Here is a 23,100-nt window from a genome sequence, read left to right as displayed (position 1 = left end):
TGCGGTTACCCTGGCCCAAGCTTTATCACCGGCGGTGAACCACCCGCCGGTGAGGGCGGCCGGGATTCCCCGGGCAGAACCTTCACCCGGCGCCGGCAATGCTTCGTCAGATCGCCATGCCGCCGGAAACTTCGATACGCTGGGCATTGACCCACCGGTTATCCTCGGAAAGCAGCGCCGCAATCATCGGGCCGATATCGTCGGGCAGGCCGGCGCGGCCCAGGGCCGTCATCTGCGCGATGCGCTGGTTCAGTTCGGGATTGTCGCGCACCATGCCGCCGCTGAAATCGGTGGCGATGGCCCCCGGAGCGACAGTATTCACCGTAATGCGCCGTGGTCCCAGTTCTTTGGCCAAATAGCGCGTAAGCATCTCCACGGCGGCTTTCATGGCCGCATATGCCGCACTGCCCGGGACGACAATGCGGGTGAGCCCGGAAGAAATGTTCACGATCCTGCCGCCGTCGTTAATCAGCGGCAGCAACCGCTGCGTCAGGAAGAAGACCCCTTTGACATGGACTTGGTAAAGACCGTCCAACTCCTGCTCGGTAATCTGGTCGAAGGCGGCATGGTGCGAAGTGCCGGCATTGTTGACCAGATAATCAAAACGCTCCGCGCCCAGCGCCGCCAATGCCTGGCCCACCTCCCGCGCGAACGCGCCGAAAGTGCCGGTATCGCCGGTGTCAAGCTGTAGCGGGATGGCCTGGCGGCCCAGCGCGGCCGCCAGGCCGGCCACCTGTTCGGCCTGCGCCCGGTTGGCGCGGTAGGTGAAGATTGAATCGACGCCGCGCGCGGCCAGGCTTAGCACGGTGTTGCGGCCCAGGCCGCGGCTTCCGCCCGTGACGATGGCGATTTTGGCTGATGAAACCGTATTTTCTGTTTGCATAACGCGCTCCTGATGATAGGTCTTGGCATTAAGATTATCCCGGCGGGCGGAGGGCCTGAATGCCTGAACTCACCTCGTTCTTGCCTAATCCTGCCCACAGGCTTATAAACAGTTTATTGTCTGGTTGCAAAATACGGGGAAAACATATTATGCCTACTCTTTTGGCGCAGGCGGTCAAACGCTATACCGACATGCAGGCCACGGAAAGCCCATTCGCCACCGCCATCCCGGGCTTGACCCTGCTGCGCTCGGATCATGCGAAGCACCCCGCCCACGTGATTTTTAAACCCGCCCTGTGCGTGGTGGCGCAGGGCGCCAAATGGACCACCTTCGGCGATCGGCGCTTTGACTACGGGGCGGGGCAGGCGCTGGTGGTCAGCGTCGAAATGCCGGCGCTCAGCCGGGTGGTGGCGGCCAGCGCGCAACAGCCCTATCTCGGCGTGGTTATCGAATTCGATCTGGCGGTGATGAGCGACGTTATGCACCGGATCGATACGCCGCCCCAGGCCGCGGCGCAAGTGGACCGCGGGGTGTTCGTCAGCGATTTTGACGGCCCGCTGGCGGACTGCGTACTGCGTATGGTGCAATTGCTCGACCGGCCGGAGGCCATCGCCATGCTGGCGCCGGTCATCATGCGCGAAATATGTTATTGGCTGTTAACCGGCCCCCACGGCGGCGAAGTGGCCCGGATAGCGCTGGCCAACGGCCATACGCAGAAGATTATTCATGCCATTAATGTTTTGAGGGAGCGTTTTACGGCGGCGATGCCGATTGAAGAGCTGGCGGCCATCGCGCAGTTGAGCCCCTCGGCTTTCCACCGGCAGTTCAAGGCGCTGACCGCTATGACCCCGCTGCAATATCAAAAGCAGCTGCGCTTGCTCGAAGCCCGCCATCTGCTGGTCAGCGGCGCCGCCAACGCCGAGACCGCCGCGTTCCAGGTGGGCTATGAAAGCCCCTCGCAGTTCAGCCGCGAATATGCCCGCATGTTCGGGGCGCCGCCGCGGCGCGATATCGCGGCATTGCGGGCTGTGGCGGAGTAGCGTTGCTGCATGATATCTTGGCGATGTAATATACGATGAAATGGATATCCACCAGTGAATATGAGGCAGTTAAACATCATTAATTAATAAACTGACGCACAGGATATTTATCTGTATGTCCACAGGAGAGCAACATCATGGACACCTATGTATTTTACGTTAAAGGGGCGACCACGAAAGTGTTTGCCAAAAGCTCGCTTTCTACTCTTGATATCAATAAGTTAAAGAACGATGGCTTCAAAAAATATCATCTTGAAATCATGGCTGAAAACAAGAAGCGGGCAATAGAAAAATTAAATGAAGCGGCTAATGAAAACATGGACGCGTTAAAAGGGTTCTCCGGGGATATCCTCTTTTCGTCAATTATATTTATTGCAATACCATTGCTTATCTATTTTGCCCTATGAAATATTCGGCACGTGGAGCACCAGCGCCGCGGGCATGGTCTTGATCGGGCGCGCGACGTCGACGGCCGCCGCCGGACCGCCGGTATCCAGTTCGTCCACCGGCGCGCGGCAGCCTCGGCTTTGGCGAGGTCGCGGCCGCCGATCAGCGGCGGTGCGCCTGGATGGGCTGCGCGCAGAAATCGCGCCGTCCAGCGGCCGATAATGCCGGAACCGCCGATAAGGAGAATGGGATTGGCTAACATTGCTATGCCTCCGGGTCTTGTGTTAAAAACCTACTATAAGTAGACATCTAACAATAAGCTACTATCGGTAGGTTTTAAAGCAGTGGATTTACGAGGAGAAAATGGCAATCATGACAAGCGAGCAGGGGAGCACGACCGGGAGGTCGGTCTCGCGCAGGCTTTCGAAGGCGCAGCGCAAGCGCCAGTTGCTCGATACGGCGCTGGCGATCGTGCGCGAGGAGGGGGCGGACCGCCTGACCCTGGGACATCTGGCCGCACGCGCCGGCGTCTCTAAACCGGTCGCCTACGATCACTTCGGCACCCGATCGGGGCTGCTGATCGAACTCTACAAATCAATCGACATAGAACAGGCCAATGCGCTCCGCGCTGCCTTGACCAGCGGCGAGCGGAGCATGGAGGACATGGCCGCCGTCCTTGCCGCCGCCTATATCCATTGCGCCGCCAATACCAGCGGCGAGTGGCATGCGGTAGGCGCCGCGCTGGCGGGAAGCGGGGAGATGGAGGCGGTGTACCAGGAACTGATCGACGGCTATGTCCAGCTGTTCGCGTCGGTGTTAAAGCCGTACGTCACCTTGCCGCCCGGCGAGCTGGAGCGGCGCTGCATAGGATTGGTGGGCGCGGGCGAGGCGCTTTCGGCGGCGATGGTGCGCGGCAGCCACCGCGAGTCTGAAGCGGCCGAAACCTTCGCCGCGCTGATCGAGGGCGGTTTGCGCGCACCCGGCTAATACGCGCCTTCGACGCCGGCAGGCGGGGCCGCGTGCCGGCTGGCGCCCGTCGCTTTCTACCAACGGCATAAGATGCAGGTTGTATTATGTCGTTTTCTAAATAATCATTGCACGGCGGGCTAACCCTCGTTTGTAATATCAATGGTGGCGCAGATCGGGCAGCTTAAGAGCTGGCCGGAGTGGTAGGACGGCAGTGAGATCCCGATTTGGGCCGCCGCCATTGATTTTTAAGCGGTGGCGCTCGCAACCGAGGTCACCGTATCTGTTTATGCTTTTATACAAAGTGAACACCTGCGCTGCACCTCACCGTTATCAGGTGCTGGCCATGGGAAAACTTATCAACAGATGTTATTACCCGCTGCCAGACCGATACTGGCCAGCTAATTATCTGGGCAGGCAAGCCGGCCAGGCAAGCAGCAGCTTGGCTATCGGCCGGCAGAGGGACGCCGATTTGGCGCTGGCGTCGACTCGTTGGTGGGGAATACCCGCGCGTACAGGAAATCCACCAGCGCCCGCACCTTGGGCGAGGGATGCTTGCTCGCCGGCCACAGCACATGGAACACGCCGGTGCACGCTACATAGTCAGCCAGGATCGGCCGCAAACGTCCATCCGCCAATGGCTCACGAATAGCGAAGTCCGGCAGGTAGGCAATTCCCAGACCTTGCAACGCAAAACACACCCGCGTCTCGATGTTGTTGCAGATCATCGACGTGGGCAGTTGCAATTCGGGCTCGCCGGGCTCTTGGCGCAGCGCCCAGGTCACCAGCTTGCCGCTGTTGGGCCAGCGATAGTGCAGGCAGGCGTGCTTGAGTAGATCGGCCGGCGCCTGGGGCGTGCCCCGCCGCGCAAGGTAGTCGGGCGAAGCAACCACCCGCATCGGGAAGGTGCCCAGGCATCGGGCCGACAGGCGCGAGTCGGCCGGTTCGCCCGTGCGCACGACGGCATCAAAGCCTTCCTCAATCACATCGACCAGTCGGTCGGTGAAATCCAGGTCCAGCTCGATCTCGGGGTAGGCGCGCATAAACTCGCCGAGTACCGGCAGCAGCAGCGAGCCGACCAGCGGCAGGCTCACGCGCAGGCGGCCGCGCGGAGCGGCGCTGACCTGCGATAGCTCCAATTCCGCCGCCTCGATCTCGGCCAGGATGCGACGGCTACGCTCCAGGAACAGCGAGCCTTCAGCCGTTAATGTCACGCTGCGCGTGCTGCGGTGGAAGAGGCGTACGCCCAGCTTCTCTTCCAATCGCACCACGCTTTTGCCGACGGCCGAGGCCGACACGCCCAGCAGCCGGCCCGCGGCGACGAAGCTGCGCGTCTCGGCCACCTGAACGAATACCACAAAGCCATTTAGACTGTCCATTCCTTATCCCATAGCTCAATTGCGGACATAACGTTCCGTGCATCAAGGAACTGTAGCCTACTTTTTCTTTAATCACGAAGTTTCTATCGTAAGGGCACGGCCGATTTAGCCGGTTTATTGAGGAGCGTGCCATGACAAATTTCACCCATCCCTTGCACCGGGGCGTTCCGCCCGCGCAGCTATCCGCCCGCATCCAGAGCGTTGTCCAGCAGGCGCTCGACGATCGGCGGCTGGTTGGCGCCGTTGTTTTGGTTGCCCGCGATGGCCAGCCGATCCACCAGCAAGCGGCCGGTTTTGCCGACCGCGAAAGCGCGCAACCGATGGTCCTGGAAACAGTCTTCCGCCTGGCTTCGGTAAGCAAGCCCATCGTCTCTACCGCGGCGCTGGTCCTGGCGGCGCAAGGCCGGCTCGGCCTGGACGAGGACATCGGACGCTGGCTGCCCGAGTTCCGTCCCCGGCTGGCCGATGGTCGCCCGGCGCGCATCACCGCCCGGCAGTTGCTCAGCCACACGGCTGGTCTCGGCTATCGCTTCTTCGAAACCGATGCCCATGGCCCTTACGCGCGGGCGGGCGTGTCGGACGGCATGGATGCGTCCGGCATCAGTTTGCAGGAGAACCTGCGGCGCCTCGCCGGCGTGCCGCTGCTGTACGAACCGGGAACCGCCTGGGGCTACTCGCTGGCGACCGATGTACTGGGCGCGCTGATCGAGCGTATCCGGGGCACGTCGCTGGACGAGGCGGTGCGCCAACTGGTCACCGGCCCGCTGGGCATGGCCGATACCGGCTTCGTCGCGTGCGATCCGCAGCGCGTGGCCGCCGCCTATGTAAACGACACGCCTCAGCCGCACCGGCTGGCGGAGGACGAGACGGTCTCGGCCTTCGAAGATGTGGTCGGGGTCGCCTACAGCCCGGCCCGTATTTTTGATGCACGGGCCTTCCCTTCGGGCGGCGCGGGCATGGCGGGCACGGCCGGGGATTTCCTGCGCCTGCTGGAAACCCTGCGTCAGGGGGGCGGCGCTCTCCTGCCCGACGAGCTAATCACGGAAATGGCGCGGGATCAGACTGGCGGGATGGAGCTGCCCGCCGCCCCGGGCTTCGGTTTCGGCCTGGGCTTCTCGGTGCTGCGTGACCCCCGGCTCGCCGCTTCGCCGGAATCGGCGGGCACCTGGCGCTGGGGCGGCGCCTACGGCCATTCCTGGTTCGTGGACCGGGCGCAGGGCCTGAGCGTGGTCGCTTTCACCAACACGCTGTACGAAGGCATGTCCGGCCGTTTCGTCACCGACCTGCGCGACGCGGTTTATGACGTGCCGGAGGTGCGGTGATGATGATATCTCCGCCTCGGCGAAGTGGCGGCGCCGGCGGACTCCGGCGCGCTGGGCCAGATTGTCCCTCGCGTGTTGCATCCGCTCGATGCGGCCCGCATGATCGAGGCCCACAGGCGGGTGGAAGGCGGTGGCGGCGCCGGCAAGGTGGCCGTGGCGCCTTGTCTGGAAGAGACTGCACGGCAAGCGCGGGAACCCGGACGATGAGCGCCGCCGCCAGTGACCGCCTGCCGCTGGCGTCGCTGCTGGCGCTGGCCATGGCGGCTTTCATCACCATCCTGACCGAGGCGCTGCCGGCCGGCCTGCTGCTGCAGATGGCGCAAGGACTGGCGGTATCCGAAGCCTGGGTCGGCCAGACCGTGACGATTTATGCCATCGGTTCGCTGGCGGCGGCGATTCCGCTGACCACCGCTACGCAGGGCTTTCGGCGGCGCCCGCTGCTGCTGGCGGCAATCGCCGGCTTCGTGGTCGCCAACACGGTGACCACGCTGTCCTCCAGCTATGCGCTAACCATGGCGGCGCGCTTCCTGGCGGGCGTGTCGGCGGGCCTGCTGTGGGCGCTGCTGGCCGGTTATGCTGCGCGTTTGGTGCCCGCGCACCAGCAGGGCCGCGCGATCGCGGTGGCGATGGTGGGCACGCCGCTGGCGCTGTCGGTGGGGGTGCCGGTGGGCACCTTCCTCGGCACGCTGGTGGGCTGGCGCATCTGCTTCGGCATCATGAGCGGCCTGGCGCTGATCCTGATGGTTTGGGTGCGCCTGCGGGTGCCTGATTTCGCCGGGCAGGCCCAGGACCGGCGACAGCCGCTGCGGCTGGTATTCCTTTTGCCCGGCGTGCGGCCGGTGCTGTTCGTGGTGCTGGCCTTCGTGCTGGCGCACAACATTCTTTACACCTACATCGCTCCTTTCCTGTCATCGGCCGGCATGGCCGAGCGCACGGATCGGGTACTGCTGGTGTTTGGCGCCGCGTCCTTGCTGGGAATCTGGGTCGTCGGCGCGCTGATCGACCGCCATCTGCGGATGCTGACCCTGGCCAGCACCGCGTCGTTCGGACTGGCGGCGCTGGCGCTGGGTGTGGCCGGCCAGGCGCCCGCCGTCGTCTACGCTATGGTCGGCGTCTGGGGCGTGGCCTTCGGCGGCGCGGCGACGTTATTCCAGACCGCGCTGGCCAAGACGGCCGGCGACGCGGCGGATGTCGCGCAGTCCATGCTGGTGACCGCCTGGAACACGGCGATTGCCGGCGGCGGCATTCTCGGGGGCGCGTTGCTCGGACGGCTGGGCGTCGGCGCATTCGCCCCCGCCTTGCTCGCGCTGCTGGCGGCGACGCTAATCGTGGTATGGGCGGCCAGGCGGCATGGTTTTCCATCGTTGATGAAATAAAACCACGTAGATCTTACCGGCCTGGGCCGCGTCAGCCGGCGCTATCCGCTCTTCAAGCCCCGCCCTTCGGCGGGGGCTATTGTTCTTTATTGCGGGTTCTGGACGCGCTTGGGTTCGTCCAGGCGCATTGCCAGAGCCTGTAATTGCGACATTCTCATCGAGCGGCGCTACGCTACGCGACACTATGCCGTATTTGCCGTCTGAGTTCACCGACTGCGCGCGGAAGCAGCCCTTTCGCGTGGTAAAGATTAATTGCGAACGAGGGAAGTTTAGGCAAGTTCTCACCAAAGGGGAGAATATTGAGATCGTCCGGAACGGTCGAAGCCAGCCACACCGTTACGGCAAGATCGGCCCGAACCGTGGCGCGTGTCGCATCAATGCTGCCACTCTCGAACATTGTGCGCCAGGCAAGATCGCATTCACCGAGAGCCTGCAAAACAACGGGACGGAAAGCGCAGGTTTCCGCAACCATAGAAACCGGAAGCGGGGTCTTCAGATACGCCGCGCCTCCCTTAGCGCCGACCCAGACCAGACGATCAACCGCCAAGCATTCACCATCTGACTTCCCAACCGGCTCCTCGATTAGGGCGAGATCCAGCGCGCCATCGGTAATGGCGGTCAAAAGTTCAGGGGACGCAAGACAAACAAGCTTGATATCCACATTAGGGTGCGCTTGTGAAAAGATCTTGAGAATCGGGGGCAGCCAGGTCCCTACTAAATCATAAGGGGCGCCAAGGCGGACCAGTCCATCTATTGGTCCTTCCGCCATATCGGCCCACAACTCGTCATTAAGAGTAACCAGGCGCCTGGCCTTTACCAGGAACCGCTCTCCGTTTGATGTCAGACGGAGAGTCCTCTTCTCACGAATAAATAATGCGCCGGACAAGTCCTCCAGCCGGGCAATCTGCTGGCTGACCGCGCTCTGCGTAAGATGCAGGGCGTTTCCGGCCGCCGTCATGCTGGCGCGATCGGCGACGGCGACGAAGGTGCGAAGTAGGGTGACGTCAAGATTGCGAGCCATGCCTTGTATTATGACTCGTAATGCATGGCATGCACAATATGAGATTCAGTTATACATGGTGCCACGATAGACTTTCCCCAACACGTTTGGAGGATTGAATGTCAGTCGCTGAAGTTCTGCCGCTTGTTCTGTTTGTCATTGTGTCCACGATTACACCAGGCGGCGCTACGACGTTAGCCACCGCGTCCGGCGCCCATTTTGGCTATCGCCGTTCCTTGCCATTCATGGGGGGGATCGCGGTGGGTCTTGCTTCCATGGCCGCTGGGGCTGCCGCTGGATTGGGGGGCGCTGTTTTGGCGTTTCCATCCCTCCAGCTTGCCATGAAGCTCGTCGGCACACTCTACCTATTATGGCTCTCATGGAAAATGGCGCGCAGCGGCCCACCACATTTGCATTCCAACATCGCCAGGCCCGCGAGATTCTTCGGTGCGGTTTGGCTAGTTTGGCACAACCCGAAAGGGTGGGCGATGACCTTGGGAGCCGCCGCCTCTTTCGCCTCGCTTGCGGCCGAACCATCACGTCTCGCGTTCATCCTCGGATGTTCGTTCGGGCTCGCGGCAGTCTTTTCACTGTCCCTCTGGTGCATCGCCGGCTTGCTACTTGCCCGCCTTCTTCAGACAGATACGCAATGGCATGCGCTCAACGCCATCTTGGGCATGCTGCTCGCTATTTCAATTATTCCGATGTGGCTGGAATGAACGGCCTCGACGCGTTGAGCGGCCCTGCCGGCAACCGCCACTGTTTCTGGCATTTGTTCCGCTTACGTCCTCGATTTATAAACAAAAATCCACGCAATTGCGTGGATTTTATAATATTGATCCGTCTTTATGAAACATCCCGGGATGTCATGAGACAACCAAAGCCATTTAGACGTTGAACAGGAAGTTCATTACGTCGCCGTCCTTGACCACATACTCTTTGCCTTCGGAGCGCATCTTGCCGGCTTCCTTGGCGCCTTGTTCACCCTTATAGGTGATAAAGTCGTCAAAAGCGATGGTCTGGGCGCGGATAAAACCTTTCTCGAAGTCGGTATGGATTTTGCCCGCCGCCTGCGGCGCGGTGGCGCCCACCGGAATGGTCCAGGCGCGCACTTCTTTTACCCCGGCGGTGAAGTAGGTTTGCAGGTTCAGCAATTCATAACCGGCGCGGATCACCCGGTTCAGCCCCGGCTCTTCCAGGCCCAGTTCGGCCATGAACTCGGCGCGCTCTTCTTCTTCCAGCTCGGCGATATCCGACTCAACCGCCGCGCATACCGCCACCACGACCGACCCTTCGGCGTCGGCGATGGCGCGGACTTTATCCAGGTACGGATTATTCTCGTAGCCGTCTTCGTTGACGTTGGCGATATACATGGTGGGTTTAAGGGTCAGGAAGCTTAAATAGCGGATGGCCGCCTTTTCTTCATCACTCAGATCAAGCGTGCGCAGCATGCCGGCTTCGCTCAGGTGCGGCAGGCATTTTTCCAGGGCGGACAGCTCAATCCTGGCGTCTTTATCACCGCCCTTGGCGCGTTTTTGCACCCGGAAGATGGCGCGTTCGCAGGCATCCAGGTCGGACAGCGCCAGTTCGGTGTTGATGACATCGATATCGTCCACGGGATCGACTTTACCGGCGACATGGATGATGTTGTCGTTCTCAAAGCAGCGCACCACGTGGCCGATGGCCTCGGTTTCGCGAATATTGGTCAGGAACTGGTTGCCCAGGCCTTCGCCTTTCGACGCCCCTTTAACCAGGCCGGCGATATCAACAAATTCCATGGTGGTGGGTACGATACGCTGCGGCTTGACGATGGCGGCCAGTTGATCCATGCGCGGATCGGGCATCGGTACGATACCGGTATTCGGTTCGATAGTGCAAAACGGGAAATTGGCTGCTTCGATTCCCGCTTTGGTCAATGCATTGAATAGCGTGGACTTACCCACGTTGGGCAGACCCACGATGCCGCATTTGAAACCCATGGTTATATCACCTTAAATAGCTTTATTATCAGACGGTTAAGTTTGGCTGACGGGACAATCGACAACGCAAGCCATTATTATACACATAAAACGGCCATAACTCGATTGGCGGCGGCCCGGATCATGCGGACGCCGTGACCCGCGCCGCCGCTTGCCGCTCCGTTAAGTCCGAATCATCCTTCAAGGCGGCGCCGGTGGGATGTTAAGCTTGAGTTGCGGCCGGTTAACCGGGATACTTAGCGATGTTATAAATAGGTTGCCAGCAGCATGGCCCGCCGTCCGACGACGGCTATTCTGCCGCGCCTTCTCCTGGTTTAGCGGTGTCATCACTCGCTGTGCTGTTTACCTTCCCGGCATACCTTGGTATTCCGGTCTGGCTGCTGGAATATTACCATGTTTCATCTGAAGTCTTTGCCCCTGGCCGACGTTAAAAACGACGTACTGTCAGGCTCGGTAGTGGCGGTAGCGCTGATTCCCGAGGCGGTCGCCTTTTCCCTGGTGGCGGGATTATCGCCGATAATCGGCCTGCATACCGCTTTTATCCTGGGGCTGGTCACCGCCTTATTCGGCGGCAAGCCGGGCATGATATCCGGCGCCACCGGCGCCATCGTCGTAGTGTTGGCCAGCCTGGCCGCCCGGTACGGCCTGGATTATGTCCTGTGGGCGACGCTGCTGGCCGGGGCGATACAACTGCTTATCGGCCTGCTCAGGCTGGGGAAATTTATCCGCCTGGTGCCGCTGCCGGCGATTTATGGTTTTGTCAACGGCCTGGCTATTGTCATTATGATGGCGCAGTGGCCGATGATACGCGGGCAGGGGCCGGTCATGTATGCGCTGGTGGCCCTGGCGATGCTGATAATCTGGGGGTTTCCTAAAATCAGCCGGGCTATCCCCGGCTCGCTGGCGGCGCTGCTGATCGTCAGCGCGGTAGTGATAGGTCTGGATATCGATACCAAACGGGTCGGCGACCTGGCGGATATTTCCGGTAGCCTGCCGGCGTTTACCTGGCCGGATGTGCCATTGAACCTGGCGACGCTGAAAGTCGTATTGCCCTATGCGGTGATTATCGCTTTTGTCGGTTTGATTGAATCGCTGCTCACCCTCACGGTGCTGGATGAAATGGGCGGTAAAAAAGGCTCCGGCAACCGGGAATGCCTGGCCCAGGGCGCGGGCAATGTGCTGTGCGGCCTGTTCGGCAGTTTTGCCGGCTGTGCGATGATAGGTCAGTCAATCATCAATTTCACTTCCGGGGGACGCAGCCGCATCTCGGGTACGGTGGCCGCGCTGTTACTGATTATTTTTGTGGTCAGCCTGTCGGATTATATCGCCGTTCTGCCGGTAGCGGCGCTGGCGGGCATTATGTTTATGGTTTGCATCAATACCTTCGAATGGAGTTCTCTGAAGCGCATTCGCCGTATGCCGCGCGCGGACGCGCTGGTCCTGGTGGCGGTGACGGTGATTACCCTCTTTACCGATCTGGCGGTGGCGGTGATATCAGGCGTCATTATCTCGGCGCTGGTGTTTGCCTGGCAACAGGCGCGTATCCGTATCAGCCACTGCGAACGGCGCCTAGCGGATGAAGTGGTCTATCATCTGGACGGGCCGCTGTTTTTTGGGTCGGCGACCGCCTTTGCCGAGTTGTTTGCGCCCGCCAACGATCCGGCATGCGTGGTGCTGGATTTTGCCCGTACGCGAGTGATTGATGCCAGCGGCGTCGAGGCGGTAGATAAACTGACCGCGCGATATTTGGCGGCCGGCAAACAGATCCGCTTACGCCATCTTAGCGCGGAGTGTATTGCGCTGTTGCGGCGGGCCGGACCGTTTTGCAGCCATGAACTGGACGAACCGGCCGCTTAATCGGTATTTAAACCGCTTTAAAGCTGTGCAGGCGGTTCATGGCTTTTACCGGGCCGTCCTGCAGTAAAAGGCCGGTACAGCTCACCGCTTCGTTAATCGCCTGATCGATTAGCGCCAGCTCGCCGGCCGGGGGTTTGCCCAGCACAAACCCCACCACTTTGGTTTTATCCCCCGGGTGGCCGATGCCGATGCGCAACCGGTGGAAATTGGGGTTGTTGCCCAGCCGGCTGATAATATCCTTCAGGCCGTTATGGCCGCCGTGGCCGCCGCCCAGCTTTAACCGGGCGTTGCCCGGCAATAAATCCAGCTCATCGTGGGCCACCAGGATCTCTTCGGGCAATACCCGGTAAAAAGCGGCCATGGCCGCCACGGCCTTGCCGCTCAAGTTCATAAAGGTGGTGGGCACCAGCAGGCGCACATCCTGGTCGGCGAGGGTTAAACGGCCGGTATAGCCATAGAATTTGCTTTCTTCCTTGAGGGACTGGCGAAACTGCCGCGCCAGCAAATCGACATACCAGGCGCCGGCGTTGTGTCTGGTGGCGGCGTATTCGGCGCCGGGATTGGCCAGACCCACAATCAATTTGATAGTCATTACGCTATAATTCTCAATTATTTCAATAAATTAATTAATCAGTTTTTGATAGGTCGCGCCGGGGAGGTCCGATAAACTTGCGCGCGCGCCCGGCATATCGCAATCAGGCGGCCATGTTAGCAGATTTATACCCGGACGGCGCAAAACGGGGCGGGTTTCTTCGGTACGCCATGGCTGCGCGGCGCAGGCAGCCAGCCGTTTTTTTAACCAGGTTGTTAGCCAGGGTGCTTTATCGCCATGGCCGCCGCGACCAGCGCCGCGTTGTCGGCGGCCAGCTGTCCATAGGGGAGATAGCGGCTATCCTCCAGTCCCACCCGGGTCGATATTCCCTGGCCCAGGGCCAGGGCGGCCAGGGGCCAGACCGTGGCGTCAAAGCCGTGCAGCAGCCACGGGCGCCGTACTCGCTGGCCGGCCAGCAATCCCATGATGCCATGGGCCTGCGCCATGGCCTGGACGACATCCTGCCGCTCTAATTCAATTAAAATCCGCAATACCTGCGGCAGGAAGCCCGACGCCAGCAATTTTTCCGCATCCGCCAGCGAACCCAGGCCGGCTTCTATGCCTACGCCTGCGGCCCGTAGCTGCCGCATCACCGGCAGGGCGCCGGATTCGCCCAGGTTCACCGAGGCGTAGTCGGGGCCGACGCGCCATTGCCGGATGCAAGACAGCGTCCGTTCCATAGCGTTTTCAATCCATTCCCCGGTGGATATGCCCAGCAGCGTGCCGGGGCAGGCGCGCCTGATTTCCTGGACGGTTGCCGCCACATCGGCGGCGGCCAGCGATTCCTTGCCCTGGCGATCGCGGATATGCAGATGGATTTCCGCCGCGCCGGCCAGGACGCACCCGCGCGCCGCCGCGGCCATGGCCACCGGCGTCAGGGGCAGCTGCGGGTGATATTCTGCTGAACGGGCACCATTAATACAGGCTTGGATGATCATCAGTTAACCCCACGTTAGTCAAGGCGTTATTATTATCGTTTTCGTAAGCGGGCATGGGCTGATAATATCGGACACGATGGCTGGGGGGAACGCCGGTGGATAAAAGGGATTCGGCGATGAAATTAAGGCGCGCGCATATTGCACTGCGTCAGCCATCTTCATCCTGCCTGATTATCAGAGCAGGGGATGTGCATCGCATATTATCGGCGCAACGGTATTTACCCCGCTTTGCTATGTTTCTCGCCTTATAACGGCGCCGCCCGCTCTGCGGCGCGAGCCTGCAAACCGCCTCGTTTGCGCGCGCGGGCCATCAAAGCAACGCGCAAAACAGCGCGATAATCGTCAGGGCTATCGCCATGGTGGACATGACTTCCAGATCGTCAGTGTACATAGTCACCTCCTGTCTCCTGCACGATCATGACGCCGCCCGCCGCACCTGATTGTGATCCGGTGTTCAATTAAGTAAAAAAGTCGGACTGAATGTGACAACAAGCTTCCGCCGGCAAGATAAGTCGCCGCCAATCCCATTAAGCATGCTGATATGAAAAAAGAAATTGTTTAACGATTTGTGTGATTAATTTGCGACTCTGTGATCGCGGGCACGATGCTCTCAGCCATCCGGTGACTATACTTTAACCAGATAATGACTAAGAGAAAAAAGTTCTCGATTTCATTGATTAACCCGGAGGTGAACGATGAAACGTAAATCAGCACTCTTGTGTGGTAACGGTCTGATGGGTGTGGGCATGGTCATGATGATTGTCGGGTTGGGATGCTCGGTATTAAATCAGCTGCCCCAGCTGCACTTCACCCCGCTGGTTGCGCATGCCGCGATTATGGGCATTTTTATCGGCGCGCTGCTGTGGGTTGCCGGCGCACGTATGGGCGGCCATGAACGCATATCCGATCGCTACTGGTGGCACCGCCGGTTCGACGATCGCTGCCGTCGTAGCGGACACCATTAATCACCCTGGCTCAGCGGGTTAATTGTCTTCCAGAAAAATAACAATACCGAGCATTTTTTATTCTCCCAATCCTGGACCCGCACTGCTGGTTCGGGATTTTTTTTTACGGGCGGGCCTGGCGGCCCGTATCCGGAGAGATGGCTGGCAACATCATGGCAGAGCCATCCTTAAGCGTCCTGCCGGGGATCGCGCGCCTGGCGCGCCGCCTCGGCGGCGGCGGTAAAGATTAATGCTCGAACATGGCGGAAATGGATTCTTCGTTGCTGATGCGACGAATGGCTTCGGCCAGCATGCCCGACAAGGTCAGGGTGCGGACATTCGGTAAGGCTTTAATTTTCGGGTCCAGGGGAATGGTATCGCAAACAATCACTTCATCGATAACCGAATTCTGGATATTTTCGTAGGCATTACCGGAAAAAATCGGATGGGTGGCATAAGCAAAAACGCGCTTGGCGCCGCGGTCTTTAAGCGCTTCAGCCGCTTTGCACAAAGTGCCGCCGGTATCGATCATATCATCCACCAGCACGCAGTCACGACCCGCCACGTCGCCGATGATGTGCATCACCTGCGAGACGTTGGCCCGTGGACGGCGTTTGTCGATGATGGCCATATCGGTATCGTTGAGCAGCTTGGCGATGGCGCGGGCGCGGACCACGCCGCCGATATCCGGCGAAACCACAATCGGGTTTTCCAGGTCCTGCTGCAACATATCTTCCAGCAGAATCGGGCTGCCGAATACGTTATCAACCGGGACGTCGAAGAAGCCCTGGATCTGTTCCGCGTGCAAGTCCACCGTCAGCACCCGGTCAACGCCTACGCTTGACAGAAAGTCGGCGACCACTTTGGCGGTGATGGGAACGCGGGCGGAACGTACGCGACGGTCCTGGCGGGCATAACCGAAGTAGGGGATTACGGCGGTGATACGCCCGGCGGATGCCCGGCGCAACGCGTCGACCATGACAACCAGTTCCATCAGGTTATCGTTGGTCGGCGCACAGGTGGACTGGATGATGAAAATATCACCACCGCGTACATTTTCATTGATTTGCACGCTGACTTCGCCATCGCTAAAGCGACCTACAGCGGCGTCACCAAGGCTGGTATATAAACGGTTGGCAATACGTTGTGCTAGTTCCGGGGTGGCGTTACCAGCAAAAAGCTTCATATCAGGCACGAGAAGAACCTCAGGCTTGCGTCCAGAGAAGGTATTGCCGACAGCATAACACTCGAGACCGGAGCGCCATACAGGACAATTCCATACGGGTATATCTTTTTAAAACAACCTGGCAGAACCGTCGTCTTTCGGCGGCGTAACGGTCCGGCTATCTTAATTAATCAGCCCCGGCCAACGTTTCCTGCAGCGCAGAGACGTTGGCGCCGCGCGCTACAAAACCACGCATCCATGCCGGGGCCTGCTCAAGCACCTGACGGGCGGCGGTTTCGGTATCGAATTGGGCAAATACACAAGCACCGGTGCCAGTCAGTCGCGACGGCGCGTATTCTAACAGCCATGAAAGATGCTGTTCAACCTCGCAAAAACGTTTTCTTGCGATTGGCTCACAATCGTTACTAAATGGCAGCGCCAATAACGCGTCCAGCGAGCGGACCGGCGAGTCTCTTTTTAAGTCCGGATCGGCGAAAATGACCGGGGTGGATATACTCACTTCCGGCACGGCTACCAGGTACCATTTCTCCGGCGGGGCGGCGGGGGTCAATATTTCGCCGATTCCTTCGGCAAACGCCGCGTGGCCGCGGATGAACACCGGAACATCGGCGCCGAGACGTAGCCCCATCCGGGCCAATTCGTCGCTTGCAAGACCACATTGCCACAAATGATTCAGCGCTACCAGAGCCGTGGCGGCGTTAGACGATCCGCCGCCCAATCCGCCGCCCATCGGCAGACGTTTCTCCAGCCAAATATCGGCGCCGGGCGGGGTGAAATTATTTTTTTGCACCTGCGGATGGCTTTGCAGCAGCCGAGCCGCCCTGATAATCAGGTTATCGTCGTCGTTAACGCCGGCCAGCGGGGTTCTCAGCCTGATTTCGGGGGTATTGCGCGGTTCGAATGTCAGGGTATCGCCATAATCCAGAAACTGGAATAGCGTTTGCAGCAGATGATAGCCGTCAGCGCGGCGGCCGGTGATATATAAGAATAAATTAAGTTTGGCCGGGGCGGGCCACTGATAAATCATTTCAGATTCCAGTTATCCATTTTAAGTTTGATCCGCTGTTCGCCCTGATGCAATTCCAGATTGGCCGGCAGCGCCGGTTGCGTGTCGTCGCGATAGCCCAGATAGGTCACCGTCCATTTATGACCGTCCTGGTCATAGTTTACCTGTTTGAGCAGGCCGCGATCGTCGAGGGTGAAATCGCTGGCGTCGCCCGGCAGGCCGAGCATCCATTTACGCAGATTCTCCAGCGGGATATTCATGCCGGTGAGTTTGGTAATCATCTCTTGGGGATTGTCGCTGATATACTTCTTACCCTGATTATTGGTCACCTGCGCCATGCCGGGCTGCACGTTAAGGTCCAATTCGGTACTGCCCAGCGGATTGGTAAGCAGCAGGCGATAGCGGTCGGGGCCGGTTTGCTGCCAGTTAAAGCGGGCATAGACTTTTTGCGAGCCGGAGATATAGGCGAACGAACCGCGGGTCTGGTAATGGGTCAACTGCGCCACGGACTGCTCGTGTTGGCGCCATTCGGGGGACGTCTGGCTTTTCGCCGGGCCGGTAGGAGTATGGACGCTACAGGCGGCCAGGATCAGGCTGGCCAGCGGCAGCACGCGGTAGAAGGCTAAAATACGCTTCGGCATAAAAAACGGCTTCCTTATTTTTTCTTTTGAGATACGGCTTTCATTCGGACCAACAAAACCATGATAGCGTCAATTTCCGCGCTAAGCGGCATTTATTTCGCTGCGCGGCCACCCCGGTATCCACCACCGGATGGGTCTAAAATGCGGTGTGACTTTTCTTGATCACGCGCATCAAGTAGAATGCAGTGAAACGATAACCATACTAACACTCGTATTATTTAATAGCCGTATTCCATGACTCTCCTTGCGTTAGGTATCAACCATAAAACAGCACCGGTCGCGCTGCGCGAACGGGTGACATTCTCGCCCGAAACGCTCGACCAGGCGCTGATCAGTCTGCTTCAGCAACCGCTGGTGCAGGGTGGCGTCGTGCTGTCTACCTGTAACCGGACCGAATTATATTTAAGCGTCGGGCAGCAGGATGATTTCAAGGAATCACTGATACGCTGGTTATGCGATTATCACCACCTGCGCCCGGAAGACGTGCGGCAAAGCCTCTACTGGCATTTGGGCGACGAAGCGGTAAGCCATTTGATGCGGGTCGCCAGCGGGCTTGATTCGCTGGTGCTGGGCGAACCGCAGATTCTGGGGCAGGTAAAAAAAGCCTTCGCCGAGTCCCAGCGCGGGCATAACCTGTCCGGCGAGCTGGAGCGGCTGTTCCAAAAATCGTTTTCCGTGGCCAAACGGGTGCGCACCGAAACCGAAATCGGCTCTAACGCCGTGTCGGTGGCGTTCGCCGCCTGTACCCTGGCCCGGCAGATATTTGAATCCCTGGCCGACGTGACGGTGCTGCTGGTGGGCGCCGGCGAGACCATTGAACTGGTGTCGCGCCATCTGCGCGAGCATAACGTTAAACGGCTGATTATCGCCAACCGCACCCGCGAGCGGGCGCAAATTCTGGCCGACCAGGTGGGCGCGGAGGTGATCGGCCTGGCCGATATCGATAGCCGGCTGGCCCAGGCCGATATCATTATCAGCTCCACCGCCAGCACCCTGCCGGTTATCGGCAAGGGCATGGTGGAACGGGCCATGAAGCTGCGCCGCAACCAGCCCATGCTGCTGGTGGATATCGCGGTGCCCCGGGATATCGAGGCGGAGGTGGGTAAAGTCGCCAATGCCTACCTGTACACCGTGGACGATCTTCAGGCCATCATCGAGAAAAACCTGGCCCAGCGCAAATCCGCCGCCGTCCAGGCGGAAACCATCGTTGAGCAGGAGTGCCTGGATTTTATGGGCTGGCTGCGGGCGCAAAACGCCGTGGAGACCATTCGCGATTTCCGCGCCCAGGCCGATACCCTGCGCGCCGATATGGAAGAACGCGCCGTGGCCGCGCTACGGCTAGGCGCCGACCCTGAACAGGTCGTCAGGGAAATGGCCCACCGGCTGACCAACCGTCTTATCCACGCCCCCACCAAATCGCTGCAACAGGCCGCCCGCGACGGTGACGTCGAGCGGCTGCAAATCCTGCGGGACAGTCTTGGACTGGACTAGCGCATTATACTAATAAGGTAAAACCACCACCCATGAAGCCTTCTATTGTTGCCAAACTGGAAGCGTTGCAAGAGCGCCAGGAAGAAGTCGAGGTGTTGCTCGGCGACGCCGGCATTATTACCGATCAGGATCGTTTTCGCGCGCTGTCGAAGGAGTATGCGCAACTGACCGATGTTACGGCGTCCTTCCAGCGCTGGCAGCAAGTGCAGTCGGATATCCAGGCCGCGGAATTGATGCTCGACGATCCCGAAATGCGCGATCTGGCGCAGGAAGAACTCAAGGACGCCAGGGCGCAGCAAGAAGAGCTTGAACAGCAATTGCAATTGCTGCTGCTGCCCAAAGATCCCGACGATGAGCGGGGGTGCTTCCTGGAAGTGCGGGCCGGCACCGGCGGCGACGAAGCCGCCATCTTCGCCGGCGATTTGTTCCGCATGTACAGCCGTTTTGCCGAAGCGCGGCGCTGGCGGGTGGAGATTGTCAGCGCCAGCGACGGCGAGCATGGCGGCTACAAAGAAGTTATCGCCAAAATCGATAACGACGGCGCTTACGGCCTGCTCAAGTTCGAATCGGGCGGCCATCGCGTGCAGCGGGTGCCGGAAACCGAATCACAGGGCCGTATCCATACCTCCGCCTGTACGGTGGCGGTAATGCCGGCCATTCCGGAAGAAGAACTGCCGGTGATTAATCCCGGCGATTTGCGCATCGATACGTTCCGCTCGTCCGGCGCGGGCGGCCAGCACGTTAATACCACCGATTCCGCCATTCGCATCACCCATATCCCTTCGGGGCTGGTGGTGGAGTGCCAGGATGAGCGTTCACAACATAAAAACAAAGCCAAGGCGCTGGCGGTGCTGGGCGCCCGGCTGCGCGCCGCGGAAGTGCGCAGGCGCCAGTTGGAAGAGGCCTCGACCCGGCGTAATCTGCTCGGCAGCGGCGATCGTTCCGATCGCATCCGGACCTATAATTTCCCCCAGGGCCGGGTTACGGATCACCGCATCGGCCTGACGCTGTATCGCCTGGATGAGGTGATCGAAGGCAAGATCGATATGCTGATTCAGCCGATTATGCAGGAGTACCAGGCCGATCAGCTGGCGGCGCTGGCAGAACAGTCCTGATGGAGATCCGCCAGTGGCTTGACGGCGCCAGCCGGCGCCTGTCAGCGAGCGAAAGTCCCAAGCGGGACGCCGAAATCCTGCTGGGTTTCGTGACCGGCCGGCCGCGCACCTGGCTGTTGGCTTTCGGCGAAACCCCGCTTACCGCCGGGCAGTTGAGCCGGTTGGCGGCGCTGCTGGATCGCCGGGCCGCGGGCGAGCCGATCGCTTATCTGGTGGGCGAACGCGAATTTTGGTCCCTGCGGCTGAAGGTGTCGCCGGCTACGCTGATTCCCCGCCCCGATACCGAGTGCCTGGTGGAGCAGGCGCTGGCATTGGTCGGCGCGGGGCCGGCCGAGGTGCTGGATTTAGGTACCGGCACCGGCGCCATCGCCCTGGCGCTGGCCAGCGAGCGGCCGCAGTGGCGGGTCACCGGCGTCGATGTGCAGCCGGAAGCGGTGGCCCTGGCGCGGGAAAACGCCCGCTGCCTAGGTTTAACCAACGCCGGGTTCGACGCCGGAAATTGGTTTAAATCATTGCAGGGGGAGCGCTATACCCTTATTGTGAGTAACCCGCCCTATATTGATGTCGATGACCCTCATTTAGGTCAGGGCGATGTGCGCTTCGAGCCGCGCAGCGCGCTGGTGGCGCCGGCGGCGGGGCTGGCTGATTTAACCACTATCATCGGCGAAGCCGCCGGGCATTTGCAAGCCGGCGGCTGGCTGGTGGTGGAACACGGGTGGCGCCAGGGAGAACCGGTGCGCGCCTTGTTGTCCCTCGCGGGTTTCGCGCGAGTCGACACCCGCAAAGACTATGGCGGCAATGAACGTGTATCAATGGGACAATGGCCGGCGGCATAAGGTCTGTCCCACAATAATGGTGATGGAGCAGTGATGAGTGCTTATACGGCAATCAAGTACTTACATTTAACGACGGTATGGATCACCATTACGCTGTTTATCATTCGCTTTTATTGGCGCTGGCGGGAGTCCCCCTTGCTGGCGCGGCGGTGGGTGCGCATTGCGCCGCACGTCAACGATACGCTGTTATTGGCGTTCGGCATCGCGCTGATTTTCCTTTCCGGAATTTCTCCTTTCAGCCCCGACGGCCGCTGGCTGCTGGATAAAATAGTGCTGGTCATTATTTATATCCTGCTGGGTTCCATTGCCCTGGGTAAACATACGCGGCGGGAAAAAATTCGCTGGCTGGCATTTATTTGCGGGCTGGCGTGTCTGTACACTATTTACCGGCTGGCTAGCAGTAAGCTTCCCCTGCTGACAGGATTTTTATGAGTAATATCGCGGATTTTGAATATAACCTTTCACCGCTCAGCGAGGGCGTGATTCGTATTTCGCTCGCCGTTCGCGAGGATTTCCCAGCTGAAAGCGTCCGCCAACAATTGCGCTCGCTAACCGCGGATGCCCGGAAACATATTCCGGTGGAATTAAATCAGGATGAGCAGCTCGGACTGCTGTTGAAATTGTTTTACCATACCTGGGGATTTGGCGGCGTCGGCGGAGTATACCGGCTGTCGGATGCCCTGTGGCTGGATAATGTACTGGAGCGCCGGCAGGGCTTGCCGGCCTCGCTGGGCATCATTTTGCTGCACGTGGCGCAGGCGTTGAACATTCCGCTCGCGCCGGTGATCTTCCCGACGCAGATGATTCTGCGCGCCGGCTGGCTTGACGGCGAAATGTGGCTGATAAACCCGATTAACGGCGATACCCTTGACGAACATACCCTGGATATCTGGCTGCGCGGGAATATCGGTTTGGGCATCGAGCTGACGGATGACGATCTGGAAGAGGCGGATAATAATACCGTGGTGCGCAAATTGCTCGACACCCTGAAGTCCGCGCTGATGGACGAAAAACAAATGGTGCTGGCGCTGGGCGCCAGCGAGGCCATGATTGAATTCGATCCGGACGATCCCTATGAAATACGCGATCGGGGTTTGATTTATGCGCAATTAGAATGCGATCATGTGGCTTTGTCGGATCTTAATTATTTTGTCGAGCAGTGCCCTGAAGACCCGATCAGCGAAATGATTAAAGTACAAATACACTCTATCGAGCAGAAATCGGTGACCCTACACTAATCCGACCCGCGCTCAACAAGAACCTGTCTGGCGTTTCGATTAAAGATTATAAGGTATAGGTATGAAACAACTCGTGGTTAATATTGGCGATATCCCGGTGGCGAACAATCTGCCGTTTGTGCTGTTCGGCGGCATGAATGTGCTGGAGTCGCGGGATCTGGCGATGCGTATTTGTGAACATTACGTCACGGTCACGCAGAAATTGGGCATTCCGTATGTGTTTAAGGCCTCCTTCGATAAAGCCAATCGTTCGTCGATCCATTCCTACCGCGGGCCGGGACTGGAGGAGGGGATGAAAATCTTCCAGGAGCTGAAAGCGCAGTTCGGCGTGAAGGTGATTACCGATGTGCATGAAGCCTCCCAGGCGCAGATCGCGGCGGATGTGGTGGATGTGATCCAGTTGCCGGCTTTCCTGGCGCGCCAGACCGATTTGGTGGAGGCCATGGCCCGCACCGGCGCGGTAATCAACGTGAAAAAACCGCAGTTTATCAGCCCGTCCCAGGTGGGCAATATCGTTGATAAGTTCCGTGAAGCCGGTAATGAACAGGTTATCCTGTGCGATCGCGGCAGTAATTTCGGCTACGATAATCTGGTGGTCGATATGTTGGGATTTAATATCATGAACCGGGTTTCTGGGGGCTGTCCGGTGATTTTCGACGTTACCCATGCGTTACAGACCCGCGATCCGTTTGGCGCCGCCTCGGGCGGACGCCGCGCGCAGGTCGGCGAACTGGCCCGCGCCGGCATGGCGGTAGGGATTGCCGGGTTGTTTATCGAGGCGCATCCGGACCCGGATCATGCCAAGTGCGACGGTCCGTCGGCGCTGCCGCTGGATAAGCTGGAGCCTTTTCTGGCGCAGATGAAGGCGATTGATGAAGTGGTCAAGAGTTTTGCGGAGCTCGACACCAGCCGCTAAGGGCGGGT

23 protein-coding genes are annotated in these 23,100 nt (G+C 59.5%); 14 read left to right on the top strand and 9 right to left on the bottom strand.

Features of this window, described 5'->3' with window-relative positions; genetic code table 11:
• Nucleotides 1-106: 106 nt before the first annotated feature.
• On the bottom strand, nucleotides 107-883 hold the full coding sequence (locus ACL2XP_RS13665) for an SDR family NAD(P)-dependent oxidoreductase (RefSeq protein ID WP_413739029.1): 777 nt from the start codon (nucleotides 881-883) through the stop codon (nucleotides 107-109).
• 149 nt (nucleotides 884-1,032) lie between these two features.
• Between ACL2XP_RS13665 and ACL2XP_RS13660 the strand changes: the two genes are divergently transcribed.
• The 3 genes from ACL2XP_RS13660 (at nucleotide 1,033) to ACL2XP_RS13650 (ending at nucleotide 3,297) form a co-directional block, all read left to right on the top strand.
• A complete protein-coding gene (locus ACL2XP_RS13660) occupies nucleotides 1,033-1,923 on the top strand; it encodes an AraC family transcriptional regulator N-terminal domain-containing protein (protein WP_413739028.1) in 891 nt (296 codons plus the stop codon).
• Between the two features lie 137 nt (nucleotides 1,924-2,060).
• Nucleotides 2,061-2,330: a hypothetical protein gene (locus tag ACL2XP_RS13655; protein ID WP_413739027.1), complete on the top strand. Its 270-nt coding sequence runs from the start codon at nucleotides 2,061-2,063 to the stop codon at nucleotides 2,328-2,330.
• 352 nt (nucleotides 2,331-2,682) lie between these two features.
• On the top strand, nucleotides 2,683-3,297 hold the full coding sequence (locus ACL2XP_RS13650) for a TetR/AcrR family transcriptional regulator (RefSeq protein WP_413739026.1): 615 nt from the start codon (nucleotides 2,683-2,685) through the stop codon (nucleotides 3,295-3,297).
• A 425-nt stretch (nucleotides 3,298-3,722) separates the two neighbouring features.
• Here ACL2XP_RS13650 and ACL2XP_RS13645 read toward each other — a convergent pair whose 3' ends face one another.
• Nucleotides 3,723-4,655, bottom strand: coding sequence for a LysR family transcriptional regulator (locus tag ACL2XP_RS13645; protein ID WP_413739025.1), 933 nt, complete (start codon nucleotides 4,653-4,655; stop codon nucleotides 3,723-3,725).
• Nucleotides 4,656-4,786: 131 nt separating this feature from the next.
• Between ACL2XP_RS13645 and ACL2XP_RS13640 the strand changes: the two genes are divergently transcribed.
• Together ACL2XP_RS13640 and ACL2XP_RS13635 are read left to right on the top strand one after the other, a co-directional pair.
• Entirely contained in the window at nucleotides 4,787-5,977 is a 1,191-nt protein-coding gene (locus ACL2XP_RS13640; RefSeq protein ID WP_413739024.1) for a serine hydrolase domain-containing protein, read from the top strand.
• Nucleotides 5,978-6,180: 203 nt separating this feature from the next.
• On the top strand, nucleotides 6,181-7,353 hold the full coding sequence (locus ACL2XP_RS13635) for an MFS transporter (RefSeq protein ID WP_413739023.1): 1,173 nt from the start codon (nucleotides 6,181-6,183) through the stop codon (nucleotides 7,351-7,353).
• Between the two features lie 172 nt (nucleotides 7,354-7,525).
• On the opposite strand, the gene ACL2XP_RS13630 is transcribed toward ACL2XP_RS13635, so the two are convergent.
• On the bottom strand, nucleotides 7,526-8,374 hold the full coding sequence (locus tag ACL2XP_RS13630) for a LysR substrate-binding domain-containing protein (protein ID WP_413739022.1): 849 nt from the start codon (nucleotides 8,372-8,374) through the stop codon (nucleotides 7,526-7,528).
• 98 nt (nucleotides 8,375-8,472) lie between these two features.
• Here ACL2XP_RS13630 and ACL2XP_RS13625 point away from each other — a divergent pair, with 98 nt between their 5' ends.
• Nucleotides 8,473-9,072 (top strand): LysE family translocator, encoded by a 600-nt coding sequence (locus tag ACL2XP_RS13625; protein WP_413739021.1) that lies wholly within the window; start codon nucleotides 8,473-8,475, stop codon nucleotides 9,070-9,072.
• Nucleotides 9,073-9,240: 168 nt separating this feature from the next.
• On the opposite strand, the gene ychF is transcribed toward ACL2XP_RS13625, so the two are convergent.
• On the bottom strand, nucleotides 9,241-10,332 hold the full coding sequence (gene ychF, locus ACL2XP_RS13620; RefSeq protein ID WP_413739020.1) for a redox-regulated ATPase YchF: 1,092 nt from the start codon (nucleotides 10,330-10,332) through the stop codon (nucleotides 9,241-9,243).
• 393 nt (nucleotides 10,333-10,725) lie between these two features.
• Between ychF and ACL2XP_RS13615 the strand changes: the two genes are divergently transcribed.
• A complete protein-coding gene (locus tag ACL2XP_RS13615) occupies nucleotides 10,726-12,189 on the top strand; it encodes a SulP family inorganic anion transporter (RefSeq protein WP_413739019.1) in 1,464 nt (487 codons plus the stop codon).
• A gap of 7 nt (nucleotides 12,190-12,196) precedes the next feature.
• Here the strand turns inward: ACL2XP_RS13615 and pth are convergent, their stop codons facing one another.
• A complete protein-coding gene (gene pth, locus ACL2XP_RS13610; RefSeq protein WP_413739018.1) occupies nucleotides 12,197-12,781 on the bottom strand; it encodes an aminoacyl-tRNA hydrolase in 585 nt (194 codons plus the stop codon).
• A gap of 215 nt (nucleotides 12,782-12,996) precedes the next feature.
• A complete protein-coding gene (locus ACL2XP_RS13605; protein ID WP_413739017.1) occupies nucleotides 12,997-13,719 on the bottom strand; it encodes a 3-keto-5-aminohexanoate cleavage protein in 723 nt (240 codons plus the stop codon).
• A gap of 695 nt (nucleotides 13,720-14,414) precedes the next feature.
• Here ACL2XP_RS13605 and ychH point away from each other — a divergent pair.
• Nucleotides 14,415-14,684, top strand: a complete 270-nt coding sequence (gene ychH, locus ACL2XP_RS13600) for a stress-induced protein YchH (RefSeq protein ID WP_413739016.1) — start codon at nucleotides 14,415-14,417, stop codon at nucleotides 14,682-14,684.
• Nucleotides 14,685-14,910: 226 nt separating this feature from the next.
• On the opposite strand, the gene prs is transcribed toward ychH, so the two are convergent.
• The 3 genes from prs to lolB form a co-directional block, all read right to left on the bottom strand.
• On the bottom strand, nucleotides 14,911-15,858 hold the full coding sequence (prs, locus tag ACL2XP_RS13595) for a ribose-phosphate diphosphokinase (RefSeq protein WP_413739015.1): 948 nt from the start codon (nucleotides 15,856-15,858) through the stop codon (nucleotides 14,911-14,913).
• A gap of 157 nt (nucleotides 15,859-16,015) precedes the next feature.
• Nucleotides 16,016-16,876, bottom strand: a complete 861-nt coding sequence (ispE, locus tag ACL2XP_RS13590; RefSeq protein WP_413739014.1) for a 4-(cytidine 5'-diphospho)-2-C-methyl-D-erythritol kinase — start codon at nucleotides 16,874-16,876, stop codon at nucleotides 16,016-16,018.
• A complete protein-coding gene (lolB, locus tag ACL2XP_RS13585; RefSeq protein WP_413739013.1) occupies nucleotides 16,873-17,496 on the bottom strand; it encodes a lipoprotein insertase outer membrane protein LolB in 624 nt (207 codons plus the stop codon). Before lolB ends, ispE begins: the two co-directional genes overlap by 4 nt.
• 234 nt (nucleotides 17,497-17,730) lie before the next feature.
• Between lolB and hemA the strand changes: the two genes are divergently transcribed.
• The 6 genes from hemA to kdsA all read left to right on the top strand — a co-directional run bounded on the left by hemA (nucleotide 17,731) and on the right by kdsA (nucleotide 23,092).
• On the top strand, nucleotides 17,731-18,987 hold the full coding sequence (gene hemA, locus ACL2XP_RS13580; protein WP_413739012.1) for a glutamyl-tRNA reductase: 1,257 nt from the start codon (nucleotides 17,731-17,733) through the stop codon (nucleotides 18,985-18,987).
• 32 nt (nucleotides 18,988-19,019) lie between these two features.
• Complete coding sequence (gene prfA, locus ACL2XP_RS13575) at nucleotides 19,020-20,102, top strand: peptide chain release factor 1 (RefSeq protein ID WP_413739011.1); 1,083 nt, start codon at nucleotides 19,020-19,022, stop codon at nucleotides 20,100-20,102.
• Complete coding sequence (gene prmC / locus ACL2XP_RS13570; protein ID WP_413739010.1) at nucleotides 20,102-20,938, top strand: peptide chain release factor N(5)-glutamine methyltransferase; 837 nt, start codon at nucleotides 20,102-20,104, stop codon at nucleotides 20,936-20,938. Before prfA ends, prmC begins: the two co-directional genes overlap by 1 nt.
• Before the next feature lie 33 nt (nucleotides 20,939-20,971).
• Complete coding sequence (locus tag ACL2XP_RS13565) at nucleotides 20,972-21,370, top strand: SirB2 family protein (RefSeq protein ID WP_413739009.1); 399 nt, start codon at nucleotides 20,972-20,974, stop codon at nucleotides 21,368-21,370.
• Nucleotides 21,367-22,176 carry an invasion regulator SirB1 gene (sirB1, locus tag ACL2XP_RS13560; protein WP_413739008.1) on the top strand — a complete coding sequence of 270 codons (810 nt, stop codon included), beginning with the start codon at nucleotides 21,367-21,369 and terminating at the stop codon, nucleotides 22,174-22,176. Before ACL2XP_RS13565 ends, sirB1 begins: the two co-directional genes overlap by 4 nt.
• A 61-nt stretch (nucleotides 22,177-22,237) precedes the next feature.
• Nucleotides 22,238-23,092: a 3-deoxy-8-phosphooctulonate synthase gene (kdsA, locus tag ACL2XP_RS13555; protein WP_413739007.1), complete on the top strand. Its 855-nt coding sequence runs from the start codon at nucleotides 22,238-22,240 to the stop codon at nucleotides 23,090-23,092.
• Nucleotides 23,093-23,100 lie beyond the last annotated feature (8 nt).

Source organism: Sodalis sp. RH21 (assembly GCF_047324175.1).
In the GTDB taxonomy this organism is placed as follows: domain Bacteria; phylum Pseudomonadota; class Gammaproteobacteria; order Enterobacterales; family Enterobacteriaceae; genus Acerihabitans.
The sequence above is the reverse complement of the archived record's forward strand: the minus strand, read 5'-3'. Positions and strand labels throughout refer to the sequence as shown.